The following is a 24,336-nucleotide window of genomic DNA, read 5'->3' as shown; positions in this document are numbered from 1 at the left end:
TTTTTTGACGGTACAGGATTTGCGCAAGGGAGCGCCGCTTCTGCATTTTATGGCATTGACATGATCTGAAAGCGGAGGAATGCGAGATGAAACGATTGGAGTCAAGGCGTGTAACGTTACCTTCTCTGTTGGCGGTATTGATGAGTCTGACCCTGCTTCTGCCCTTCTATCCATGGTCGGGAAGCCGTGGCGGGCTTGTGGCTGTTGCGGCCGGAGCTCCTCCCGAGGCACCCCCGCCTGCTGCGGACCATCCCCGGAAGATTGTTGCCTATTTCCCTGAATGGGGGGATCAGGAGAATAAGGGCTTTTATACGGTGAGTAAAATTCCTTGGGGCAAAATCACGCACATTAACTATGCTTTTGCCAAAGTGAATGCGCAGAACAAAATTGACTTCATGGACCGTACAGCGGCGATTGAAAAAGATTATCCCGGCCAGCTTACCGATGTTCCTTTCAAAGGCCATTTTAATCAGCTGATCCAATACAAACGGCTCTACCCGGATGTGCGTACCCTGATTTCCGTCGGCGGCTGGTCCGGCTCAGGCGGTTTTTTTAATATGGCGAATTCGGCGGCAGGACGGGAGGCCTTTGCGGACAGTGTGGTGGATTTTCTGCGCACGTATCAGTTCAACGGGGTAGATATTGATTGGGAATATCCGTCCGGTACCCCCCTCTCCGGCAACCCGAATGACTTCTCCGTGGCTGAACCGCTACGGGCGGTCAATTATGACAACTATGTGCTTCTGATGAAAAAGCTGCGTGAAAAGCTGGATCTGGCGGGTGCGCAGGACAATCAGAAATACGATCTGACTATTGCTGCGACTGCTTCTTCGTGGATTCTCGGCGGAATGAAGCTTGGTGAAGCGAATCCCTATTTGGATTGGGCGAATCTGATGACCTATGATTTCCACGGTGCCTGGAACGGATATGTGGGGCCGCATTCCGCCCTCTACCCGGATTCCCGCGACACGGAAACGGCTGCACTGGGTACGCCGGTGCTGAATACGGACTGGGCAGTCCGGTACTATCTCGGCACACTTCCGCCTGAAAAAATCGTCATCGGGGTTCCCTACTACTCACGGGGCTGGAAAAATGTCAGCGGCGGGATCAATAACACCGGCCTCTATGGCACTGCCGCGGCTACGGGCGGGGGAGCAGACGGAATTTATGGCATCTGGAATGATCCTGCTCCGGAGCAGCCTTCCGGGGCCAATCCCATCTGGCATGTCCTGAATCTGCTGAAAGATCCGGCCAATCAGCGGGTCTTCGACTCTGTGACCAAAACACCGTATCTGTACAACGCGGACAAGAAGGTGTTCCTGACTTATGAGGATAAGGAATCGCTGGGCTACAAGCTGAACTACATTAAGGAAAAAGGCCTTGGCGGGATGATGTTCTGGGAGCTGACCGGAGACTATTCCCAGCAGGCGGACGGCACGTACACATACGGCAGCTCGCTGACCGAGTATGCCTATGAACAGTTAAAAACGGCTGCGCCGCCGGGCGGCCCCGTCAAGCCAGTATTGCCTTCACCCAAAAATTTCAGCATTTCCTTCGGCGGCACCTACGATCACCCGAACTACACCTATTCGCTGAAAATAACCAACAACACAGGAGCGGAGATTCCCGGGGGCTGGAAGCTTGAATTTGATCTGCCGACCACAACTGCGCTGACCTCAGCCTGGGGGGCGGGAGCTGTAGAGCAAATCTCGACAGCCTGGGACTTCAACCGCTACCGGCTTACCGGAACTGCATCGCAAGCCATAGCAAATGGTGCGGAGCTTGAGCTGCAGGGCATGATGAAGCTGAATTTCTCCGGCGGTCCTCAGCGGGTTACCCTGAACGGAAGCTCGTCGCAGATGGAATACGACAAGCTGTATGGAGGTGTGACCCCAACCCCGACACCGTCAGCCACTGCAAAGCCATCGGCTACGCCGACACCGGCCGTGACACCAACACCAACTCCCGCTGTGACACCGACCCCAACGGCTACCGTGAAGCCGACAGCGACCCCGGCCGTCACTCCAACCCCGACGCCAACGGCAACACCGGGGCAATGTACGGCGGCAGCCTGGAACGCAATAACTATCTACACCAAGGGCCAGAAGGCTTCCTATGGAGGTGTGCTGTATGAAGCCCAGTGGTGGACACAGGGGGAACGCCCGGATCTGAGCGGCACCACCGGGGCCTGGAAAGTGACCGGCACCTGCGGCAACACCACGCCGGGGCCGACGGCTACGGTGAGTCCGACAGCAACACCAGCATCTACGGCAACACCCGTGCCGACCGCTACAGTCAACCCGACGGCAACGCCCTCCTTAACTGACTGGGCAGCGGGAGTGGACTATACAGCAGGCGATAAAGTAAGCTACAGCGGCAAAACGTACATCTGCCTGCAGTCCCATACCTCGTTACTAGGTTGGGAACCGGCCACGACGGCTGCCCTTTGGCAGCTGAACTAAAAGCGCTCAAACAACACTTTTTGGAATCATGATATACAGATTCTGTTTGTTTGGCAAATGCTTGCAGGGAAGGCATCGCCTTTACTCTGCAGGCTTTTTGTTGCCTCAAAAAAAGAAAAATTTCTTTTTTATTTTATTTTAGGAAAAGTTCTTCATTTTTATGACAAAGCTTGCATACTTCTAAGAAAGAGAGGATTAAGTTAGAGAACCTGACATTGGGGGAACTCTCGTCTTACACCACTATTAAGGGGGACTTTGTGTGAGAACAAACAAACCGTTCTTTATTCTGTCGCTGCTTGTCGTAATGGCGTTGTCTATGCTGCTTGCCGGATGTGGAGGAAATGGAAATCCGGCTGCTCCGGCCAACACTGCAACTGCCACCGATGCACCTGCTGGACAGACGGATAGCCCCCAGGCCGAGCCTGTCACCTTGGAATTTTGGACGATTGCCCTGCAGCCTACCTTTAATGATTATTTCAATGATCTGATTGCGAAGTACGAGGCAAGCCATCCTGGTGTAACTGTTAAATGGAAGGACTACCCCTATGATGCCATCTCACAAAGGCTGCTGACAAGTACTGCCAGCGGCAAAAGCCCCGATGTAGTAAACCTCAACACAGAATTCGCCAGCCAATTGGGAAGCAAAGGTGCTCTACTGAATCTGGCGGAATATCTAACGGAGGAAGAGAAAAATTCTTACTTTGAAGGCATTTATAACTCTACCGTTTTTGACGGCAAAGCCTATTCTCTTCCATGGTATACAGGTACGGAAGTCTTGTTCATGAATAAAAAACTCGTGGAGAAGGCTGGTCTAGATCCGGCCAATCCGCCGAAAACCCGGGAAGAACTGGTCGAGTGGGCCCGTCAAATTCACGGGAAAACGGGTGCGGCCGGTTACGCGCAGCAGCTCGTATCCAAGCTGTTTCCGATAGATGGAATCTCCATTCTGAATGAGGACAAAACGGCAGCGGCCTTCAATACGCCGGAAGCTGAGGCGATGATCTCCCAAATGCGCGACTTGATGAAAGAGGGTGTGGTTCTGAAGGAGGATGCGGATTTCAAAAAGCAGATCCAGTATTTCTCCGGCCAGCAGGTAGCTTTCCAGCTGTCAGGCCCAACTTTTATCAATTTTATCAAGACCTCGGCGCCCGATGTGTATGCAAATACGATTGCGGTTCAGCTTCCGACAGGCAAAGCCAACCTGCGCCTCTCTAATTCTATGGACTTGGTCGTGCCGCAAAAATCCAAGAATCCGCAGCAGGCAGTGGAATTCGCAGCGTTCGTGACCAATGCGGATAATCAGACTGCCTTCTCCAAGGTTGCCAACACACTGCCATCTTCTAAAGCGTCGATCCAAGATCCTTTCTTCACGGAATCCGACGGCACGCTTGAAGCCGAGGCGAAGGTTGTATCTTCGCAAAGCCTGGATAAAGCTACCGATTATATGGTCGGGGTTCCAAGCGCAGCCGATATCAACTCCGCCATTGCCCGCGGATTTCAGGAAATATTGCTAAACGGGGCGGACATCAAACAGACACTGGATGCCATGGAGAAGGAAGTGAACAGAATCATAGGCCAGGGTATGGAATGATGAGCTGGTTTCGTTCCGAGTCTTTCAGCGCCTGGGCGTTTATGATCCCGGGTCTTTTGTTTCTCGCCACTTTTACATTCTGGCCGGTCATTTACGGAATTCCGCTTTCATTAACCGATTACTCGGTCGTTACAGAAACGCACTATGTGGGCTTTGAGAATTTCTCCAGAGCCTTTCAGGATCATAATTTTATCATTTCGTTACGGAATTCGCTGGTCTATGTCCTGATTGTACCGGTTATTCAGGTGATTTCCATTCTTATGGCTATCCTCGTAAACAGCCGCATTCCGGGCGTGAAGATGTTCCGGACCGCTTATTACATTCCGGTCGTGACTTCGATGGTGGCGGTAGCCTTGATTTGGAGCTGGCTGCTGGGCAATAACGGGGTGGTTAATTATCTTCTTATGCAGGCGGGAATAATCAGCGGGCAGGTATCGTGGCTGTCAACCAGCAGCACCGCCCTGTATGTTCTAATGTTCATCACCATGTGGAAAGGCCTCGGTTATTATATGATGCTGTATTTGGCAGGTCTTCAGGGCATTCCCTCAGATCTGTATGAAGCGGCCAGAGTGGACGGGGCGAACTTCCTGAAGCTTATGATTCATGTGACGATTCCACTGCTTAGACCCCATATCCTGTTCTGTACGCTGATCTCGGTTATGGGGGCGATCCGGGTGTTTGATGAGGTGTACATTCTGACAAAGGGCGGACCGGGAACCTCAACCCTGACTTCAAGCGTGTACATTTTTCAAAAGGGGCTGGAACAGTTCAACTTCGGATATGCGTCGGCACTCGGGCTGATAGTCAGTGTTATTGTAGGGGCGCTTAGCGTTCTGGTATTCCGGCTGAACCGGAAAGGCGGGGTGAACTCATATTGAACCCAACCAGCTTATCAACCAAACAGCTGAAAACAGGAGTCCGCTATATCATCATCTACATTCTGTTAATTTTGTTAGCCCTGTTCATGATGGGACCTTTTCTCTGGCTGCTCAGCGTGTCGCTGATGCCCGGAAGGAATGTATTCTCAAGCCCGCCGGCCATCCTGCCGACGTTCATCGATTTTGACAACTACGTGCAGGTCTGGCAGTTCATGTCCTTTCCGCGGTATATCTCGAACACAGTCATTATTACAGCGCTTGGGGTAGTATTTAATATTCTACTGTCCAGTCTGACGGCATATCCGCTGGCTGTTTTTCATTTCAAAGGCCGGAATATCGTCTTCACACTATTGATAGCCACTATGATTATTCCGTCCTCGACAGCGATGATTGTGCATTATTTGACCATCCAGGCCTTTCATCTGGGGAATTCATTTCTGGGCGTAGTGCTTCCCGCGGCCGTCTCGGTATTCAATATCTTTCTGATGCGCCAGACCTTTCTGGGGGTTCCGTCCGATATCCGTGATTCGGGAAAAATGGATGGCGCTTCAGAGCTTCGCATCTTCTGGCAGTTAGTCCTGCCGCTTGTCAAGCCGGGGATTGCCGTGATTGGGCTGCTTGAGGTTATGGCGTTCTGGAATAACTTCCTGTGGCCGATTGTTGTACTCGAAGACCCCGGAAAGTATCCGCTGGCTGCAGCGCTCACGTACCTGAACGGCCAGTTTTCGTATAACTTTGGCTGGATTGCCGCAGGAACTATGGTTTCGGTTACTCCCATTATTGTCGTTTTTCTGTTTACACAGAGATATTATATGGAAGGAATCGCAGGCGCTATCAAAGGCTAGATGGGATTATTACGATCCAGGACAATAGGACAGAAAGGATGGTATGTATATATGTCAAGGTCATACACAATCGCTTTTGTGCCGCTGGATGAGCGGCCCTGCAATTACGAGTTCCCCCCTCTGCTAGCCAGGGGTACAGAATTTGAGGTGCTTCGTCCCCCGATACAGCTGATGGGGTTGAAAAAGCGCCCTGGGGATGCAGAGGGGTTGTGGACGTGGTTCGAAGAAGCCTGCGGTCAGGCGGATGGAGCCGTGGCCGCTTTGGATACGCTGCTGTATGGAGGGATTATTCCTTCCAGATTGCACAGCTTGAAGCTGGAGGAGCTTGCTGCAAGGCTGGATAAGCTGCGTGCGCTCAAACGCAGGCACCCGAAGCTGGTCATTTATGCCTTTCAGCTCATTATGCGCTGCCCGCAGTACTCGCTTTCGGACGAGGAACCGGATTACTATGCCGACTGGGGGCGGGAAATTTTCCGCAAAGGCTTCATCAGCCACCGCAAGGAGCTGGGAGCCGCAACGGACGAGGAGCTTCAGGAGCTTGCAGGCATTGAAGACCGCCTTCCGCAGGAAATACTGGATGATTATACGGGACGGCGGAGCATCAATATCGAAGCGAACAAGCTGGTGCTGGAACTGGTGAAGGAAGGCATTATCGAGTTCATGGTCTTCCCGCAGGATGACTCGGCCCCCTTTGGGCATACGGCCAAAGACCAGCAGAAGGTACGTTCACGGATTACTGCGCTTGACTTGGAGCTTAGAGTTTATATGTATCCTGGTGCCGACGAGGCGGGCTGCACCCTGCTGGCACGGATGATCAATAAGGTCACTGGAACGGTGCCGCTTATTTATCCGCGGCTGTCATCGGTGCAGGGGGCGTTTGTCACCCCGCTGTTCGAGGACCGTTTCTTCTATGAGACGCTGAAGTACCAGATTACAGCCGGGGGCGGCCTGATTGCCTCCAGTGCCGGGGAAGCCGATCTCATACTGCTGGTCAACACGCCGGGGGAGACAATGATAGAAGCGGTTTCGCAGCAGGATTCCTATTTCGGCTATGATGTGCACCGGAACCTGATGGAGATTGTGGAATACGGGGATTATATCTTGAACTATAAGGGAAAGCCGGTCGCCGTAGCCGATGTCGGATACGCCAATGGAGGAGACCGGAAGCTGGTGAAAATGCTGCGGGAGAAGAATATGTTGTTTAAGCTGGCCGGATATGCCGCCTGGAATACAAGCTCCAATACGCTCGGTACGGTCATTTCGCAGGCAATGGTATACCTGCATTACGGACGTACGCAGGAACATTTGGATTTTCTCGGCCTCCGTTATGCAGAAGATGTCTGCTACTGCTCGGTTGTCCGCGGCGAGCTTAGCAACGGTCCGGTCCAAGACCTGGGGTTTGGCAAATATTTGCTCGACGGGCAGCGCGGGAGTGTGTCGGTCATGGTCGAACAACGGCTGCGTCAGGAGTTAGCGGTTAGAATTGACGGCCCGGAGGGAAAAGTAGAGATTACAGACTGCTACATGCCGTGGAACCGGATGTTTGAGGTGGGATTGTCCGTCCGTTTTGAGCCTTCTGGAGAACAGAAGGGAAAGTAGACTACAGGAGAGAGGGTGGGGACCCTGAATACGATATTGCAGAAGCTGCGGCATGGACTGATCGTATCCTGCCAGGCACTTCCGGGTGAACCGCTGTATGGTGCCGAAATAATGGCACGTATGGCAGCCGCTGCTGAGGAAGGGGGCGCTGTTGGCATCCGGGCTAACGGTTCGGTGGACGTCCGCGCCATCAAAAACGCTGTTTCACTGCCTGTTATCGGCATTGTGAAGAGGGATTATCCGGGTTCGGCGGTGTACATCACCCCGACACTAAGAGAAATAGAAGAGCTGCTTGAAGCCGGAGCGGATATGATTGCGTTTGATGCGACTGGGCAAAAGAGACCGGAGGACTGCACACTGGAGCAAATGGTCGCCTTTCTGAACCGGAACGGCATAGCTGCAATGGCCGATATTTCGATTTTGGATGAGGCCATCCATGCAGAAACCCTGGGGGTCAGCTGCGTCTCGACAACACTTTCGGGCTATACACCGTACTCCCTTCAGCAGGAGGGTCCTAACTTTGAGCTGCTGCAAAAAGCGGCTGAGCGCTTATCTATCCCTGTTATCGCTGAAGGCAGAATGACTGAGCCGGACCAGGTCCGGAAGGCCATGGATCTGGGGGCGTATGCAGCAGTGGTGGGTTCAGCCATAACCAGACCCCAGTTGATTACAGGGCGGTTTGCGGCAGCAATGAGAAGGGAGGGAATTAACCATGGAAATGACGGACCGGATTAATACGTATTATCCCTCCATGACCAAATCGGAGCAGAAGGTGGCCAAGTGTGTCCTTGAGCACCCGGATAACCTGATCTACCTTTCTGTAACGGAGCTCGCGGACTTTGCCGGTACAGGAGAGACTACGGTTATGCGCTTCTGCCGCAAAATCGGATTCAAGGGATACCAGGATTTTAAGCTGATGCTTGCCCAAGGGCTGCCGAAGCAGCAAGCCTTTTCAGGATGGGATGGCGGGGACTTGGATTATGCGGCACATCTTTACGAGTCGGCGGTCAACATTCTCCAGTCCAGTCTCGGTATGCTGGACCGCGCGCAGCTGGAGGAGTCCATTAATCAACTGGATGCGGCGCGCTACATCCAGTTTTTTGGGGTGGGCTCATCGGCCATTACCGCACTGGATGCCAAAAACCGCTTCCTGCGTATCGGAAGACGGGTTGAGGCTATCGCGGACAGCCATATCCAATCGATGATGGCAGTAACCATGGGCAAAGGGGATGTCGCCTTCGGCATCAGTGTCTCCGGAAGCACACTGGATACAAATGATATGCTGATGAAAGCGAAGCAGAACGGGGCAAGGGTTATTGCCATGACCAATTATGCCAAGTCTCCTATAGCGTCCATTGCAGATATCGTTCTCTTGACAGCCGGGAAGGAATCGCCTCTTGAAGGAGGGTCCATGGGCGCGAAAATATCCCAGCTGTTCATTATTGAACTGATCTGTAAAGGACTGGAGCGGAGGCATGGGGATGAGACGAAGAACATGAAGGAACTGACGGCAAGGGCCGTCATCGACCGGATCTGTTAAGGGATGTGATGGAAGTAAAGGAGGGAGAGGGATGAGGCAGGTCATCGGTGTGGATATCGGGGGGACGGCCGTCAAAGGACTGGTCATTGACGAAACTGGAGCTGTATGGGCAGAAGCAAGGCGCGATACGGATGCCTGGCAGGGCAGGGAAGCAATATTGGGCAAGCTGGAAGCGCTGGTCAGCGAGCTGCTGGAGGCCAGCCCCTTAGTTCAGGAAATCGGCATAGCTTCTGCGGGAAGAGTGAATACGGACACCGGACAGGTGGTGTATGCCACAGATAATCTGCAGGGCTGGCAGGGGCTTCACCTGGCTAAGTGGGCAGCCGATACCTTTAGGCTCCAGGCTGTCTCCGACAATGATGCGAATGCCGCGCTGCTGGGTGAAGCATGGCTGGGAGCCGGGCGCGGACATCGGGATATCGTCATGCTCACACTGGGCACCGGAGTAGGCGGGGCTTATATGATACACGGTGCTCTTGGCCGCGGTTTCCACTGGAGCGGCGGTGAATTCGGACATAGTGTTCTGGTTCCCGGCGGCCTCCCCTGCAATTGCGGCAAGCAGGGCTGTGTGGAGCAATATGTCTCGGGTTCCGCCCTGCTGCGGCTAGGGCTCGAGCTGACAGGCCGAACCTACGAACACGGATCGGAGCTTATGGCCGATGCGCGTATGGGAGATTCAGGCGCATTGCGGGTTCTGGAACGCTTTGCAGCAGATTTGTCGGTTGTTCTGGGCAATATCGGCGTCACATTTGATCCGGCACGCATCATCATTGGCGGAGGGATTATCCATGAACGGGAAATATGGTGGCCGCTGCTGAAGAATAAACTGAAGGGTGGAGCACTATGGGATATCCTTGCCGCAGCTGAACTCGGGAACCGGGCCGGTTGCTTTGGGGCGGCTAAGCTTGCGCTGGAACGCTTCAGGCAACTGCACGCAGGATCAGAGAAGGAGGACACGGCATAACTTTTGAATTCATAAGACAAAGTAATGTGATCATCCCCTGCGGAATCATCCGCTTACGTTGTCGTCCAGAAATTATCCGCTGCTTAATCCGGGCCGGACGGCAGTTTGACATAGAGCGTTCTGAGGGCTATGACTATCGGCGGCTTCCATCCGCTGAAATATAATGGCTGTGCCTGCCTGTGTCCCAGTTCCCAAAAAACTTATGCAACGTCATGCCGTTTTTTTCGTTATAGTAGTATATAGCGGAAGGTGGTGGGTTCACCGATGGTGGTCTGGGTATTTTGGTTAATTGCAGCCGGTGTCCTGTTTGTCGTTGAAATGATGACGCTTACGTTTTATTTGCTCTGGTTAAGTATCGGTGCTCTGGCGGCATGCCTGGTTTCCCTTTTGCTGCCGGATGCGGTATTGCTGCAGGTTGTGGCAGGCTCGCTGGTTGCCCTGGGGCTGACGGTTTTCTCGAAGCCGCTGGTAGCGAGATTCCGCAGTTCTAGGGGCTTCCAGGATACAGGAACGGACATTGTCGGCAGGCAGGGTTTGGTCGTAGAACCGATTGAGCCCGGACGGTATGGCCAGGTTAAGGTAGGCGGCGATACCTGGAGCGCGACCTCAATCGAGTCGCTGGGCAAGGATGAAGTGGTCAAAGTGGTCGGAAGAAGCTCCACAATTATTGAAGTAGTACGATGGGGGGATATGTACTGATGCAATGGGCTATTATTGGGATTATTATTTTTGTTGTTGTCGTATTTGTAGCGCTGACCGTTAAGATCGTACCGCAGCAGCGGGTAGGGGTTGTAGAGCGTCTCGGTAAATTCCACCGGCTGCTCAAGCCGGGTCTGAATGTGCTTATTCCAATTATTGATCAGGTGCGCACGTATCATGATTTGCGGATTCAGCAGGCGAATGTGCCGCCGCAGACCGTGATTACCAAGGATAATGTGCAGGTGCAGATTGATACGATTATTTTTTATCAGGTCGTGGGACCGGAAGAAGCAACCTACGGCATTTCCGATTATGTATACGGGGTGCGCAACATCTCCACTGCTACCATGCGGCAGATTATCGGTAAGCTGGAGCTGGATGAAACTTTGTCCGGCCGCGAAAAAATCTCCTCGGATATCCGTCTGGCGCTGGACGAGGCGACGGAGAAGTGGGGCGTGCGGATCGAGCGCGTTGAGGTTATTGATATCAAGCCGCCGCTTGATATCCAGGAAGCAATGGATAAGCAGATGAAGGCCGAACGCAGCAAGCGTGCCATTGTGCTGGAGGCGGAAGCTGCCAAGCAGGATATGATCCTGCGAGCCGAAGGTGACAAGCAGAGCAAGATCCTGAAGGCGGAGGGGGATAAGGAAGCGCGTATCCGGCAGGCCGAAGGCTTGCGGCAGGCTCAGGAGCTGGAAGCGCTTGGGCAGGCCAAAGCGATCCAGGCGGTAGCGGAAGCCGAGAAATCGCGGATTGGACTGCTCAGCAGTGCCGGGCTGGATGAAAAAGTGCTGGCATACCAATCCTTCGACGCGCTGACCGAAATCTCCAAAGGCGCGGCCAACAAGGTATTCTTGCCTACCAGCGCTGTTGAAACACTGGGCACGCTGGGTGCCATTGCCGAGGTATTTAAGGCCAGCAAGGAGAGTAAGTAAACGGGGGATTTTACAATTACGGCACATTCCGTTAAAGTAAAAGCAAAACTTTAAGGAGAGAAGAAAGTGACGCACAAAGAAATTTCCCCGCTGGTAGAGGCGCTGGGGCTGCAGCCTCACGTGGAAGGCGGCTGGTACAAACGGCTGTGGAACGCTCCCTTTGAAATTCCGCAGGAAACGCTGGGGGAGAGTTATTCCGGGCCAAGAGCCTCGGCCTCTTCCATTTATTTTTTGCTCCATGCAGATGAAGCCTCGGAGTGGCACACGGTGCTCTCTTCCGAAATCTGGCTGTGGCATTCCGGCAGCCCGATTGTCCTGAGCCTTGGGGGCAGCGGCGACAAGCCGGAGAATGTGACCGAGGTGATTCTCGGCCTGGATGTGGCTGCTGGCCAGCAGCCGCAGGTTGTGATTCCCCCAGGGGTATGGCAGGCCGCCCGTCCGCTTGGTGAGGAACCCGTGCTGGTCTCCTGCATTGTATCCCCGGAATTCCATTTTGATGATTTCAAGCTGATTGAGAAGTAAGATGCCACTGATCAGAAGAAGTTTTATAAAAAAACGCTAAGAAGACAGCAGAGCAGCGCTACTCCGGTTTACTGGGCAGCGCTGCTCTGTGTTTTTTGGTCATAGGCTGACAAAGCCAGCTGATTTTTGTAATGGAAGAACTTCCAACTAATTACCGGGTTTCAATGAAAGCCCTATGCTTAAGCACAAGAGTGTTCCAGATGATGTTACTCTTAAGCTATCTTACTTGTCTCACAATGGCCCTGTAGGCCGTACCGGCGGCAAACAAGACCAGAGCCCCGCCCAGAAGCCAATATTTCTCATTCATACTCTCCTTGGACAGCGAAAATAAGTAGAAATTCCCCAGCTTCTCACCCGAAAACATATTCAGGATATAATACACTGCCGGCAGCATGTACCCCGCGACCAGGTTGTCTGACAACGAATAGGCCAGGAACCCGAGGGAGCCCAAAAACAGGGCGGTGGCAAAGGTGCCAAGGATAAACGGCCCGGCTGCGAACTGGCAATGGTTCAACAGCATTACTCCAATAAAGCTGCTTATGAGACATATTAGGACAGTCAGAGCTAACATAAGCCTAATCAGGACTACCCCTGTAAACGGAGTGTATTTAGACCCGATTAATTCTTTTACAGAATTGTCTTGTTCCGGTAAAAACAAGGGAGTACATAAAATAATTCCTGTGAACGTGAGAAAACGTTCCAATATGAAGCTGGAGGCCCTGCTGTCAAGATACTGTATGCCAAACAGGAGGGGGGTTCCCAGGGCAAGCGCCAAGGCCAGCAAAGAATTAGCCCACAGTGTCAGCTTGAATTGGTTTTTTGCGATTTCTGAATATTTGATGAAAATAGCCGTAGACATCCAGCTTCCCCCTTCTCTTAAGCTCATACAGAACAATGGTCACGCCTACCAGAAGCAGTGAAAATAGCACATATGCGCTTCTGTTCAATATGAGGGCGGGTAAATCATCCTGCATGGCCTGCAAATTCCCCAAAGTGTTGTGGCGGATAGCCAGCCGGGTACCGTAGTGTCCGCCGTAAATATAGGAGGTGCCTGAGAGTATATCCGTATAACTCCAGAATAGTTGTACCGCTATGGCCATAGGCGTGTCGGTCAGCGCAGTCAGTACAAATGCAACCGCTGTGGTTGTCATCAGCGTGGGGAGCAGCCAGGCCAAAATGTATTTGGCAAAAGCCCATAAATCGACTGTGATATGGTGTTTGCTCCCATACAGAGCCAGCTGGGTCAGCGGGAGGAGCGACAATAACAGGACGGGAAGCAGCAGCATCGTTACCAGTGCAAAATACCTCGCCAGAATAAAGCCTGCCGAACTGTATTTACGGGAATAGAGCAGCTCCTTGACTCCGGATTTTCGGTCTCTGATTAGGAATGCCACGGGTACAAAAACAGAAAATAATGAGATCACGATGCCCATATAATCACAAAATAGCCGGGCGTAGGCACCAGTCACTTGGTCAACTTGAATGAAATCATGGTATTCTGCCAGCTTTTCTTCGTAAGTAACAGGGAGGTTCCCATATTCCTTAAGTCTGCCTTCTTCATAGTTTGATCCACCTCCCAGCAGGGTATCGAGCTCTGCCATTTTGGCTGTAAATGATTCGTAAGTGATCAGAACGGGAAGCTTGCCCTGCTCATTCATCAGCGCTTCCGGAAGTTGTCCTGTAATGTCTTTTACGATCGCAGCCACTTTCTCCTGCTGCTTCTGGCTTAACTTCACATTCTTATAGAAGCCGGCAGGATAGGTGGTGTATTCATTGTTTGCATATTCGCTTAACAATTGATTTAGAGCAGCAGGCATAACCTGTTCCGGAATTTCCGCTTCCACAGACCCGTAATTGTCAGCATCCGGCGGAGGTTTCATTAGAGGATTTTGGATGTTGTACCCGGACGCGTTCTGCACTTCAGCGATATCGCTTCCTGCAAAATCACTCAGCTGGGTGAAGTAGAACAGGAGCATGACGCCAATAAACACAAAGTAGAGCATGCTTTTGAGCGTTTGTCCGCATTCTGTGAGAAATAGCCTCATCGTTGATACTCTCCCATCTGTTTCATATAAGCTTCCTCCAGGCCGCGTTCATTTCCGATGAAATGCTGCAGCGCTCCCTGATAAATGATTTGGCCCTTGTCCAGAACAGCAATGTTCTGACAGGTCTTTTCAATGTCCTCTACAATATGGGTAGACAGGATAACGATTCTATTCTCTGCTATTTCACAAAGTAAATTGCGGAACCGTATTCGCTCTTCGGGGTCAAGCCCGGCGGTAGGTTCATCCACTATCAAGATTTGGGGATCATGCAGAATGGCCTGTGCAATGCCAAGCCGGCGTTTCATTCCTCCCGATAATGCCTTTACCTTAAGGTTCAGACAATCTTCGAGGTTGACCCGTTTTAAGAGAGCGGGTATCCGCTCTTTCCTTGCCGCTTTGGGCAGCTCTGATAATATTCCCAGATAATCCATGGCTGCGTACACAGTCATACCGGGATAGATGGAGAAATCCTGAGGCAAATATCCGATGAGCTTCCTGACTTCCTTAGATTGTTCGATGGGAATGCCGCATACCGTAACCGATCCGCCTGATTTATGAAGCAGGGTCGCAAGTACCCTCATCAAGGTAGTTTTTCCAGCGCCGTTTCGGCCAAGAAGTCCGAACATGCCGGGCTGTATATGTAGAGAAATATTCCGCAATGCTTCTCTTTTTCCAAAATTTTTGGATAGATGGTCTATGATAATTTCAGGTTTCAAGGTTGTTCCTCCCTTAATTGATGAATGCTCTAAACGAGAAGCCGTCCAAGATGTAACCAAGCAGCAGATAGGCTCCGCAAATGCCCATTATAAATCCAAGGTTTGAAGGGGCCCAGAGGATTATCAGCACTAATGTTAAAAGCATGGTTGTGTACATGACGATATTTTTTTTCATCAATCTCCGATTCCGTTCTCTGGCCAGATTCTTTTGTTGCTGCTCTGCTTCCAGAAGTTCAATGCTTGTCCACATACCGGCCAAAAAATCCTCTTCACTCTTCATTTACGATCAGCTCCTTATACTGTAGTTTGAATTTCTTGCGTGCCCTGTAGAGCAGAATTTTGATTTGGGGTACTGATTTTTTCATAATGCGGGCAATATCCTTATAGCTGAAATCAGCTACAGCATACAGATACAAAGCTGTTTTATAGTCAATCTGTAAATCGTTCAGCACCTCATAGATAAGTTTGGTGTTCTCCCGGCTGGCCAGGACTTCATCGGGTGTAGTGTGATCGCTGAGCTCAGGGACTGCTTCTGGGGGAAATGACCGCGAGGCTGGTCTTGACCTTAGGTAATCAATGCAGCTGTTGCGGATAATGGTGAATAAATACGTATTAAAAGCATGGCTGGGCCGATAGGTTGCTCTATGGATATACACTTTTACGAAGCATTCCTGCACAATATCCTCGGCGGCATATAGATCACACACGAAACTGTTTGCAAATGCGAGAGCCTTAAGTCTGTGCTTCAGGACAAGTTTTTCGTACGCCCCTTTATCTCCGGCCTGCACCCGAGCCATAAGTTCATTGTCTTCATACAATCCTCTCCACCTCCTTCAGGCCCTTCTTACACGAAAAATAAAGATATAAGTTACACCTTAAAGCAAAAAAATCCGGTGCACTGTGATTAACAGACCCGCTCATGCCCGCTTTTATAGAATTTTGGTAAGTTGTCAATGTTCTGTTATATTAAAAGCATTGTTATGTGCTTCTTAAGCATCTTTTGCGGTTAAGGAAGAGTGACGAATTTAACTTATGGCTTGGAGGCGAAACGATGAGTCAATTGAACGGACCATTCTCAGGCGGACCTACGTTAAATGATGGGGCAACCATGCCTTGGCTGGGGCTTGGCGTGTGGCAGGCCAAGGACGGCGACGAAGTGATCCATGCCGTGAAGACGGCACTAGAGACAGGCTACCGCAGTATTGATACGGCTGCCGGATATAAGAATGAAGAGGGTGTCGGACAAGCTATCCGTGAATCCGGTGTGCCCCGGGAAGAATTGTTCATTACGACTAAGCTGTGGAATGGGGACCAGGGCTACGAATCGGCACTGAAGGCTTTTGAGGTCAGCCGTAAGAAGCTTGGACTCGATGTTCTTGATCTGTATCTGATCCATTGGCCTGTGGCCGGCAAGTACCGCGATTCCTGGAAGGCACTGGTGCATCTGCAAAAGGAGGGGCTCGTCAAGTCCATTGGCGTGAGCAACTTCCAGCCGCATCATCTGCAGGAAATCATCGATGATACCGGAGTGGTGCCAGCCGTGGATCAGGTCGAGTTCCACCCGCTGCTGACCCAGCGTGAGCTGCTGAAGTATGCGAAGGCACATGACATTCAGGTAGAAGCCTGGAGCCCTCTGATGCAGGGCAATCTGGATCTGCCGGTGCTGCAGGAGATGGCTGGTAAATACGGCAAAACCCCGGCGCAAATCGTGCTCCGTTGGGATCTGCAGCAGGGCGTCATCACGATTCCGAAATCCGTGCATGCTGAACGTATTGTGGAGAATGCCGGATTCTTCGATTTCACGCTCAGCGATGAGGACGTCAAGGTGCTGGAGGATCTGAATCAGAATCACCGCTTCGGCCCGGACCCGGATAATTTCGACTTTTAAGATAGCTGCTGGACGGCTTAGACAGTTTACAGAAAGCCAAAGAACAAGTCTCCCCTGCGGGACCTGCTCTTTGGCTTAAGCTTTTTTCAGCCGCTATTTTACCCGATCGAAACGTTATATTTGCGCAGCCATAGATTAACCTGGCTCAGATAAGCAAACAGCTGCGGGCCGGACATCAGCTGGCCGAACCAGGGCAGGTTGCTGGAGGATTCCGGGGATGCGGCGATCTCACGGATTTTGGCGGCGTCTATTAATGGAAGGATAGGCGATGAAGAATCATCCAGGATGTTAAGCATCTGTGCCCGTACTGCATTTAAGTAGGCTGGGTTATGCGTTTTGGGATACGGGCTTTTTTTGCGGTAGAGCACATCGTCCGGGAGAATGCCTTCCAGCGCTTTACGGAGGATGCCTTTTTCCCGGTTGCCTACGGTTTTAATTTCCCAGGGAATGTTGAATACGTACTGCACCAGCCGGTGGTCGCAGTAAGGCACGCGGACCTCCAGGCCAACACCCATGCTCATCCGGTCCTTGCGGTCCAGCAGAGTAGGCATGAACCGGGTAATGTTCAGATAGGACATCACGCGCATTTGCGCCTGTTTGCCGGTCTCGCCGTCAAGCTTCGGCACCTCTGCCACCGCATCGCTGTACCGGTCCCCCAAATACTCCAGCGGACGAATCCATTCCCGGATTTCCGGGGACAGCAACTCTGTGCGCATTTTGGGAGCGACTGACCAGGGGAAGGTGCCGGAAGTCAGCATTTCCTCACGGTGGAACCAGGGATATCCGCCAAAAATCTCATCAGCCGCTTCGCCGGAAATAGCAACAGTTGCGTTCTTTTTGATCTCCCGGCAAAATAAATACAGCGAAGAATCCACATCGGTCATCCCCGGCAGGTCGCGGGAGTAGAGGGCGTTATCCAGCGCCGTTACCAGCTCGGGAGTATCGAACGCCACATAATGGTGATTTGTCTTGAGCTCATCGACCATCCGCTTAATCCAGGGGCCGTCTGCGCCGGGCTGGAAGGAATGGCTTTTGAAATGCTTGTCATTATCGACATAATCGACGGAATAGGTATCGACTTGGCCTTGGCCGGTACGGTTGTAATAGTCCACAGCGAGTGCGGTCAGCGCACTGGAATCCAAACCCCCGGAGAGCAGTGAGCAGACCGGAACATCCGACACCAGCTGGCGCTCCAGTGTATCCTGCAGCAGGTCCCGGACCTTGGCCGCCGTTTCATCCACGTTGTCGGTGTGATTATAGCTCTCTAGTTCCCAGTAAGCATACTTGCGGATTCCATTCCGGCTATAAATCATGGCATGACCTGGACGAAGCTCGAATATATCTTTGTATACCCCATGTCCCGGTGTACGGGCCGGGCCGATGATGAAAACTTCCGCCAGGCCTTCCGGTCCCACATTCGGCTTTACCTTGGGATGCTGCAGCAGCGCTTTGGGTTCAGAGCCAAAGACAAATACGTCGTCCACCTGGCTGTAGAACAGCGGCTTCACGCCAAGACGGTCCCTTGCCAAAAACACCTGATCGCGCAAACTGTCCCAGACGGCAAACGCAAAAATGCCGTTCAGCTTTTCCGTACAATCCGGTCCCCATTCGATATAGGCATGGAGCAGAACCTCCGTATCGCATTCCGTGAGAAAATGATGCCCGCGCTGCTGGAGTTCAATTTTGAGCTCAGGGGCATTATATAATTCACCGTTATACACAATTGCGTACACCTTGTCGTCATGGCGGGCGATCATCGGCTGTGCCCCGTTCTCAGGATCGATGACGCTAAGTCTCCGGTGTCCGAAGGCGCAAGGGCCGGAGATCCAGGTTCCAGCCGCATCCGGTCCGCGGTTCTCCAGGGTTTCAGTCATTTTTACGAGCAGTTGCGAGTGCTGTGTGAGGTCGCCGCGCCACTGGATAAATCCGGTTATTCCGCACATGATGCTTCATCCTCTCTTTTGTGCGATTGTTGTCCTTTCTTTTTTGCCAAGTAATACAGATATATGCCGAAGGAAGGCATAAAATGTATGTCCTTATCCGAACACTAAGGGAGAGGGAAATTTGCCAGGAGGGATGATGACCAGTGTATTACATTAAAGACGCCAAAATCCGCAGAATGACCGAATATGACGGGGCACCATGTGCAGAAGTTGGCGTATTGCCCGGGGCTGTGGGCGATTCTGCACTTTTGGTGTACATTGTGGAGGACCAGCGCGAGGAAGGTTATGAAATTGTGCGCATTCTGACGAATGATGCCGATACTGCAACTGACTGGTTTGACAACAATTTGCATGATGCGTTTCAGGATGTGACGGTCAGCGCGTTTACGGGAAGCGCCATTATGACTCCGGAGGACGAACGTTCAAAGTTCCAGCAGGAGCTGCTCATTTTTGGAGATTTGAAAAAACAGCTGGAGGCGCATTTTCATAAGCTGCCCTAACGAGTAGGCAATAAGCGGCATGCCGCTGGATCTGCCCCGGCGACGGTATGTGGAGGGAGAGAGGCGGCTGGCTTCCTCTATTTCCACCCCGGGGGCAGAAATACCGGAATGAAGCGGGCAGGCAAATTTTTGAGCAGCCCCTTGAAAAATTTGCCGAATACGTTATAATAAATAACGTTGCATTAATACATATGCTTTAAAAGATTTCCATTTTCACATGTGTCCCGGTAGCTCAGCTGGATAGAGCATGCGCCTTCTAAGCGCACGGTCAGGGGTTCGAATCCCTTCCGGGACGTCACGGAACAGCCTTCCTACGGGAAGGCTGTTTGTGCGTACGGAGGATGAGAAGCCCAAGAAGGGTTCGTTGGAGCATGGGCTTCGGGAGGACCCGCTTCGCAATCAGCCCTTCCGGGACGTCACGGAAGGGGCTGTCCCAAAAGTAGATTTTCTATGAAGGGGGACAGTTCTCTTCATTCTTAAAACCACAAAAAGTGAGCAGAGCAGCGATTCTCCCGTTACTGGAGAATCGCTGCTTTCTGTTTTTGGTCCATTGCAGCTTGCTTCAATAGATTATGGGCGAGCGAAAGCCAACCGACTTCTATGGTTGTGTGGTAACTCCATTTTACCAAAGGACGGTTTCTTTTTGTGATTTTAGAAAGATTTGAAGAAACTTTTTCCGCTTAAACAGCGGAGAGGACGGAACGATTGTGGAAAAGCGGGAACGGTCGCCTTTGTCCACGGATTTTCACCGCTAAGGAGAATAAATAAAATCTGGGGACAACAGCGATTGGAACAACGGTCCGTTCGCGGAGCGTCCACCCAAGGGCTCACGTTGATCCTACTCCCAAATAAGGGGCTGTCCCAAGCAGCCATTTCATGGCTTTTGGGACAGCCCCAAAGGTCCGTTTTAAACAAGGGGAAGGGTATTACGTTCACGGATATATTTCTGTATTAATGGCGGTTTACTGTGTAGTTGTTCCCGTAATTATTATCCCAATACGTTTGTCCATTTGCGGTGTAGGAGATAGCGTACTGAATTTGCGTAACACTTGGGTCAATATTATTAAAGCTGAAACCCCAGATTTCTACGCTGCCATCGGAGTTCGCCGGTATGGAGTAGCTGGCGTATCCTTCCTTGGTTGTATTCCAGTTATCGGTTGTATATTTGATTTTAACCTCTTTGCTGGAGACTAAATTTTTGACATATACACTTCCCGAGAAGGTGTTCTCATATAAATCATCGTAAGCGCGAAAAACGTTCGGTTTACCAAGAATGGTTGAACTTTCATTAAAACGGCTGACGGAATAGTTTTGTCCGTTGTTATTGTCCCAATACGTTTGTCCATTGACTTCATACTTAATTGCAAATTGAATCGTTTGGGCATTTGTGAGCTGCGGATTATTATTGCTTATGTTATCGGTGGAAACCATAAAACTCCATTTTTCATGCGTGGAGTCCGTTGGGCCTTGATAGGAGGCGTTCGTATCATACCACTGACCGTCTCCAGGAGTATAGTGAATAGTTACAGTTTTTGGGTTGCCCAGGTTGCTTACTTCGATATTGCCGCTGAATCCAACGTATCCAAACTTGTAAACATAGAGATTGGCTGAAGTCAGTTGAACAGGCTGGTCACTGGCAAAGACAGATTGTGCAAACGTTAGCACAAAAACAGCTGCCAAAACCAAAATCGATAAACTCCTCTTCATCTTGATGAACATTTTACGACATCTCCTTTTTTTTTAGTATGAAATTCAGGATAAATATACCATAAAATATACCAATAGTAAACATATTTTATGTTAATTTTTGATTAAATGGATATGATTAGTTTTCATGGAAAACCCGTGACGGCAAGAGTTTGCACATTTGTGTAATCTTTTGAACATAAGAATATCTCTGGAGCACAGCGGACGGAGGCTATTCCTGGACAGAGCTTCATCCCTAATGACCAGCGGGCGAAGCGGAGGAAATGGGAGAAATGTAGAAGGGGCTGTCCCAAAAGTAGATTTCTTTGACTGTGATGGCTTTCTTCATTCTTAAAACCACAAAAATTGAGCAAAGCAGCGAATCTCCCGTTACTGGAGAATCGCTGCTTTGCGTTTTTGGTCATTGGCTGCTTGCTTTAATAGATTATGGGCAAGGGAAAGCCAACCGACCTCGAGTTTCACTTTCTCCGTCCCTCGAAGTAGGAAGCGCCGGAATCCCCGGTTGTTCTTCAGTTGGCCAAATACACTTTCCGGTTCCGTCATCCGGCGCACGGCCAAGGCGTAACCTTCTTCACTCCGTAGAATCTCCCGAGCCTGACTCTGGTACCGCAGTCGTTCCAAACTGATGACCACTTCTCGATTTCCTTCGGCTTTCGTACATCGTTCCTTCAGTGGGCAGCCCTCGCAGCTCTGGCTACGGTAATGACGTTTTCGGATTTCATATCCACTCTCTAACGTTTCCTTGCTTTCTTTGCGGAAATGCAGCGTTTGTCCGGCGGCGATTTCTTTTTTGTGGATTTAGAAGGATTACAGAAACTTTTTCCTTTAAAAGCAGCGGAGAGGACGGAACGATTGTGGAAAAGCGGAAGCGTTCGCCTTGGTCTCCGGATTTTCACCGCTAAGGGGAATGGAAAAAATCTGGAGACCACAGCGATTGGAACAACGGTCCGTTCGCGGAGCGACCACCCAAGTGCTCACGTTGATCCTACTTAAAAACAAGGGGCTATCCCAAGCAGCCATTACAAGGTTTTTGGGACAGCCCCGTTTGTGCGTATGGAGGATGAGATGCCCCTGAAGGGGTTCGTTGGAGCATAGGCATCGCCATGATAAAATAACTGAACAATAGAAGGCTTGCAAGGGCGGCTGGTTAATCTCCCGGAGGGGAGGTGATGCCTGTGGAATTATACCAAGCATTGACGCTAATGATTTCATTTGCGACTCTGGTTGTATTAATCCTGTCTTTCCACAAAAAGAAATAGGCCGCCCTCTGTCCAGGATTGCGGCCTATTTCTGTGGGTAGTACCTGTCTGAGCCTCCGCCCTTAAAAGCGGCTATTGCAGGGGAGTCGTGTTAGTCGCACGACACTTTATGCATTGTACGGCTTTTCTGACTCAAATATACCACATTTTATTTAATAAAGTAAAAATAAAAGTATTTATGCAAGCATTAATAGTTCTACACGCAAGAGCAGATTGTGCCTCTGCTTCCGTATCGCTTTACAAGTAATAAGAACAAGCTACATCCGCTCCGGCTTCGGCAGCCCGAGCACTTCCAAGACTTCACCGAGGGTGATCTGGAAACGCGAGGTGAGCCAGAGGCGGAAACGGATAGAACTCCCTTCTCCCTTGAGAATCGGACAGGCGGAATAAAAGTTATTGAACAACGAAGCCAGGGCATGAGCGTAGCTGCAAATTAGATTTGGTGTCAGCTCCCGGCTCGCCGTGTAAAGGGTATCCTCCCAGGTGCTCAGCTGTCTCATTAGAGCCAGCTCGGCGGTGTCCAGCTGTGCCGGGAACCGGGGGACTGCTGTTAGCCCGACAGGGGCCTCCGCTTTGCTGAGCACACGGCCTGCACGCGCGTAGGTATACATCAGATAGACCCCGGTATTTCCGGAAATCTCTGTGGCCTGCTTGAAGTCGAACACGATCTCCGTGCCCAGATTGAAGCGCAGCAGGTAGTAACGGATTGCGGCGGCGGCGATGAGCCGGCTGGAGAGGCCGGTTTTGTCGGAGCGGGTGGCTTCGATGCTGCCTTCCATAAGCTGGACGAGATCCGCCACCTTGACGCCGATCCCCTGACGGCCGGACATAGCGTAGGAGCTTTTGCCATCCGAGGTATCAATGCCAAGCCCGGCGGCAGAAGCCGGACTGAGTGAAACTACACCATAGCTGACATGATGCAGCTTCTCTGCCTGCGCAGTGAAACCAAGGACCTCCAATGCCTGCTTTACCATGGCCTGCGGATACTCCTGCCGGTAATCGATAACATTGACGACTTTGTCGGCCTTGCCGAAGGACAGCGGTTCTCCGGTTAACCCGGTGGTCCACAGGCCTGCGTTGAATTCGCTGTAGTTGAAATCCTTGTCCAGCAACCCGAATTTCCAGAGATGGTAGGCGATATCCTTGGCAGTGTAGGTCAAAATCCCGTTCGAACGCACCAGCACCTTGTCCTTCTGATGATCCTCAGAGCCGCTCTCCATCCCTTCCGCCGCCGGTTGTTTTAGAATCCAGCATCCTGCCAGCTTGCCCTCTGTCTCCTGGACAAACATGTCCGTCTCTTGAAGCAGAGCGGAGGCAGAGGACCAGAACCCCTCTTTTACAATATTGCTCTCCCAGACCAGCAGATCGTACTCTATGCCGAAGCTTTTCATTTCCGCGACATGCTCTCTAACGATCCGTTCAGCAGCCAGTTGACCGAGCCAGGCCGTATTGCCGCACCCCTCCTCCAGCTCATGGAGAATTTCTGTCCGCTGATGGATCATCTCAGGCTGCTTCGCATATTCCCTGTTAACCGCGGCATAAATATCCCAGCAGTAATCCCCGAAACGGACATGCTCCCCAGCCAGCGGTACACGAAGCAGGCCGACCACCGTATCCGCCAGCTGATTGCCGAGATCATCCACATAATTGTGGACTTCAACGTTGTACCCTGTTTTCCGCAAAATCCGCACAAGCGCATCCCCGATGCAGGAGTTTCTCAGATGTCCGATGTGAAGCGATTTGTTAGGGTTCACACTTGTATGCTCGATGATGACTTTTTCCCCGCTGCCTGGAGGCGGTACAAAGGTCTGACCAGCCCATTCCTGCCAATTGATATACAGATTGATGAACCCCGGCTTGGCAATTTCGATCCGCTGCACAATCCCGCCTACAGCTCCTATCCGCTGAAACTCTGCGGTGATCAGCCCGGCGAGGGCCATGGGGGCTTTGCGCAGTGTTTTGGCCAATTGCATCGCGATATTACTGGAGTAATCACCGAAATCGGCATTCGGAGGCTGCTCTAGTAAGACCGCTGCGGGTTCTGCACAGGCTCCGCCGAGGCTGTTGACTACATTATCTACACTTTGTTCCAGCTGGTTTCTGATCCATTGGCTAAACATGATAAACTCCTCCTTAAAAAATCCAGCACAGCACTAATCCAAGCGTCCCGGAAAACACAAAAAACCCCGTCTCTAAAAGAGACGAGGACATATGCGCTCGCGGTACCACTCTCGTTGCCGAAC

At 51.3% G+C, this 24,336-nt stretch carries 22 protein-coding genes, 1 tRNA gene, 1 pseudogene and 1 other annotated feature (1 of these 25 only partly in view); of the genes and pseudogenes, 15 read left to right on the top strand and 9 right to left on the bottom strand.

Annotated elements, in window-relative coordinates:
• Positions 1-86: 86 nt before the first annotated feature.
• From PGRAT_RS25090 to PGRAT_RS25040, 11 genes are all read left to right on the top strand, one after another.
• Complete coding sequence (locus PGRAT_RS25090; RefSeq protein ID WP_081954768.1) at positions 87-2,462, top strand: glycosyl hydrolase family 18 protein; 2,376 nt, start codon at positions 87-89, stop codon at positions 2,460-2,462.
• A gap of 259 nt (positions 2,463-2,721) precedes the next feature.
• Positions 2,722-4,053: an ABC transporter substrate-binding protein gene (locus tag PGRAT_RS25085; protein WP_025707763.1), complete on the top strand. Its 1,332-nt coding sequence runs from the start codon at positions 2,722-2,724 to the stop codon at positions 4,051-4,053.
• On the top strand, positions 4,050-4,931 hold the full coding sequence (locus PGRAT_RS25080) for a carbohydrate ABC transporter permease (RefSeq protein WP_025707764.1): 882 nt from the start codon (positions 4,050-4,052) through the stop codon (positions 4,929-4,931). Before PGRAT_RS25085 ends, PGRAT_RS25080 begins: the two co-directional genes overlap by 4 nt.
• A complete protein-coding gene (locus PGRAT_RS25075; protein WP_025707765.1) occupies positions 4,928-5,776 on the top strand; it encodes a carbohydrate ABC transporter permease in 849 nt (282 codons plus the stop codon). Before PGRAT_RS25080 ends, PGRAT_RS25075 begins: the two co-directional genes overlap by 4 nt.
• 51 nt (positions 5,777-5,827) lie before the next feature.
• Positions 5,828-7,375, top strand: coding sequence for a DUF4127 family protein (locus tag PGRAT_RS25070; RefSeq protein WP_025707766.1), 1,548 nt, complete (start codon positions 5,828-5,830; stop codon positions 7,373-7,375).
• A gap of 24 nt (positions 7,376-7,399) precedes the next feature.
• The gene (locus tag PGRAT_RS25065) at positions 7,400-8,110 is read left to right on the top strand and encodes an N-acetylmannosamine-6-phosphate 2-epimerase (protein ID WP_425311855.1); all 711 of its coding nucleotides are present in this window, start codon (positions 7,400-7,402) and stop codon (positions 8,108-8,110) included.
• On the top strand, positions 8,088-8,915 hold the full coding sequence (locus tag PGRAT_RS25060; RefSeq protein ID WP_025708496.1) for a MurR/RpiR family transcriptional regulator: 828 nt from the start codon (positions 8,088-8,090) through the stop codon (positions 8,913-8,915). Before PGRAT_RS25065 ends, PGRAT_RS25060 begins: the two co-directional genes overlap by 23 nt.
• Before the next feature lie 31 nt (positions 8,916-8,946).
• Positions 8,947-9,879, top strand: coding sequence for an ROK family protein (locus PGRAT_RS25055; RefSeq protein ID WP_025708497.1), 933 nt, complete (start codon positions 8,947-8,949; stop codon positions 9,877-9,879).
• Positions 9,880-10,143: 264 nt separating this feature from the next.
• On the top strand, positions 10,144-10,578 hold the full coding sequence (locus PGRAT_RS25050) for an NfeD family protein (RefSeq protein WP_025708498.1): 435 nt from the start codon (positions 10,144-10,146) through the stop codon (positions 10,576-10,578).
• The gene (locus PGRAT_RS25045; RefSeq protein ID WP_025708499.1) at positions 10,578-11,513 is read left to right on the top strand and encodes an SPFH domain-containing protein; all 936 of its coding nucleotides are present in this window, start codon (positions 10,578-10,580) and stop codon (positions 11,511-11,513) included. The genes PGRAT_RS25050 and PGRAT_RS25045 overlap by 1 nt, the downstream gene beginning before the upstream one ends.
• 66 nt (positions 11,514-11,579) lie before the next feature.
• A complete protein-coding gene (locus PGRAT_RS25040) occupies positions 11,580-12,035 on the top strand; it encodes a cupin domain-containing protein (protein ID WP_042267370.1) in 456 nt (151 codons plus the stop codon).
• Positions 12,036-12,252: 217 nt separating this feature from the next.
• On the opposite strand, the gene PGRAT_RS33515 is transcribed toward PGRAT_RS25040, so the two are convergent.
• From PGRAT_RS33515 to PGRAT_RS25015, 5 genes are all read right to left on the bottom strand, one after another.
• A complete protein-coding gene (locus PGRAT_RS33515; RefSeq protein WP_155990410.1) occupies positions 12,253-12,549 on the bottom strand; it encodes a hypothetical protein in 297 nt (98 codons plus the stop codon).
• Positions 12,550-12,823: 274 nt separating this feature from the next.
• Positions 12,824-14,080, bottom strand: a complete 1,257-nt coding sequence (locus tag PGRAT_RS25030) for an ABC transporter permease (RefSeq protein ID WP_025705982.1) — start codon at positions 14,078-14,080, stop codon at positions 12,824-12,826.
• Positions 14,077-14,796, bottom strand: a complete 720-nt coding sequence (locus PGRAT_RS25025) for an ABC transporter ATP-binding protein (protein ID WP_025705983.1) — start codon at positions 14,794-14,796, stop codon at positions 14,077-14,079. The genes PGRAT_RS25030 and PGRAT_RS25025 overlap by 4 nt, the downstream gene beginning before the upstream one ends.
• A 13-nt stretch (positions 14,797-14,809) precedes the next feature.
• Positions 14,810-15,076: a hypothetical protein gene (locus tag PGRAT_RS25020; protein ID WP_025705984.1), complete on the bottom strand. Its 267-nt coding sequence runs from the start codon at positions 15,074-15,076 to the stop codon at positions 14,810-14,812.
• Entirely contained in the window at positions 15,066-15,614 is a 549-nt protein-coding gene (locus tag PGRAT_RS25015) for an RNA polymerase sigma factor (RefSeq protein WP_025705985.1), read from the bottom strand. The genes PGRAT_RS25020 and PGRAT_RS25015 overlap by 11 nt, the downstream gene beginning before the upstream one ends.
• Positions 15,615-15,847: 233 nt before the next feature.
• Between PGRAT_RS25015 and PGRAT_RS25010 the strand changes: the two genes are divergently transcribed.
• Entirely contained in the window at positions 15,848-16,684 is an 837-nt protein-coding gene (locus tag PGRAT_RS25010) for an aldo/keto reductase (RefSeq protein ID WP_025705986.1), read from the top strand.
• 98 nt (positions 16,685-16,782) lie between these two features.
• Here the strand turns inward: PGRAT_RS25010 and asnB are convergent, their stop codons facing one another.
• On the bottom strand, positions 16,783-18,627 hold the full coding sequence (asnB, locus tag PGRAT_RS25005; protein WP_025705987.1) for an asparagine synthase (glutamine-hydrolyzing): 1,845 nt from the start codon (positions 18,625-18,627) through the stop codon (positions 16,783-16,785).
• A 143-nt stretch (positions 18,628-18,770) separates the two neighbouring features.
• On the opposite strand from asnB, the gene PGRAT_RS25000 reads away from it, so the two are divergent.
• Together PGRAT_RS25000 and PGRAT_RS24995 are read left to right on the top strand one after the other, a co-directional pair.
• A complete protein-coding gene (locus tag PGRAT_RS25000; protein ID WP_025705988.1) occupies positions 18,771-19,127 on the top strand; it encodes a hypothetical protein in 357 nt (118 codons plus the stop codon).
• A gap of 221 nt (positions 19,128-19,348) precedes the next feature.
• Positions 19,349-19,422, top strand: a tRNA-Arg gene (locus tag PGRAT_RS24995).
• 656 nt (positions 19,423-20,078) lie between these two features.
• On the opposite strand, the gene PGRAT_RS24990 is transcribed toward PGRAT_RS24995, so the two are convergent.
• Complete coding sequence (locus tag PGRAT_RS24990) at positions 20,079-20,846, bottom strand: carbohydrate-binding protein (protein WP_025705989.1); 768 nt, start codon at positions 20,844-20,846, stop codon at positions 20,079-20,081.
• Positions 20,847-21,203: 357 nt separating this feature from the next.
• Positions 21,204-21,614: pseudogene (locus PGRAT_RS32675) on the bottom strand (transposase); the annotation flags it as partial.
• Between the two features lie 389 nt (positions 21,615-22,003).
• On the opposite strand from PGRAT_RS32675, the gene PGRAT_RS35000 reads away from it, so the two are divergent.
• Positions 22,004-22,093, top strand: a complete 90-nt coding sequence (locus PGRAT_RS35000; protein ID WP_420329519.1) for a putative holin-like toxin — start codon at positions 22,004-22,006, stop codon at positions 22,091-22,093.
• A 257-nt stretch (positions 22,094-22,350) separates the two neighbouring features.
• Here the strand turns inward: PGRAT_RS35000 and PGRAT_RS24980 are convergent, their stop codons facing one another.
• Positions 22,351-24,213 (bottom strand): arginine--tRNA ligase, encoded by a 1,863-nt coding sequence (locus tag PGRAT_RS24980; protein WP_042267367.1) that lies wholly within the window; start codon positions 24,211-24,213, stop codon positions 22,351-22,353.
• A 74-nt stretch (positions 24,214-24,287) separates the two neighbouring features.
• Positions 24,288-24,336 (bottom strand) — a binding site (T-box leader) (it continues 171 nt past the right edge of the window).

Origin of the sequence: Paenibacillus graminis (assembly GCF_000758705.1) — a bacterium.
Lineage (GTDB): Bacteria > Bacillota > Bacilli > Paenibacillales > Paenibacillaceae > Paenibacillus_AQ > Paenibacillus_AQ graminis.
This window is presented reverse-complemented; position numbering and strand designations above follow the sequence as displayed.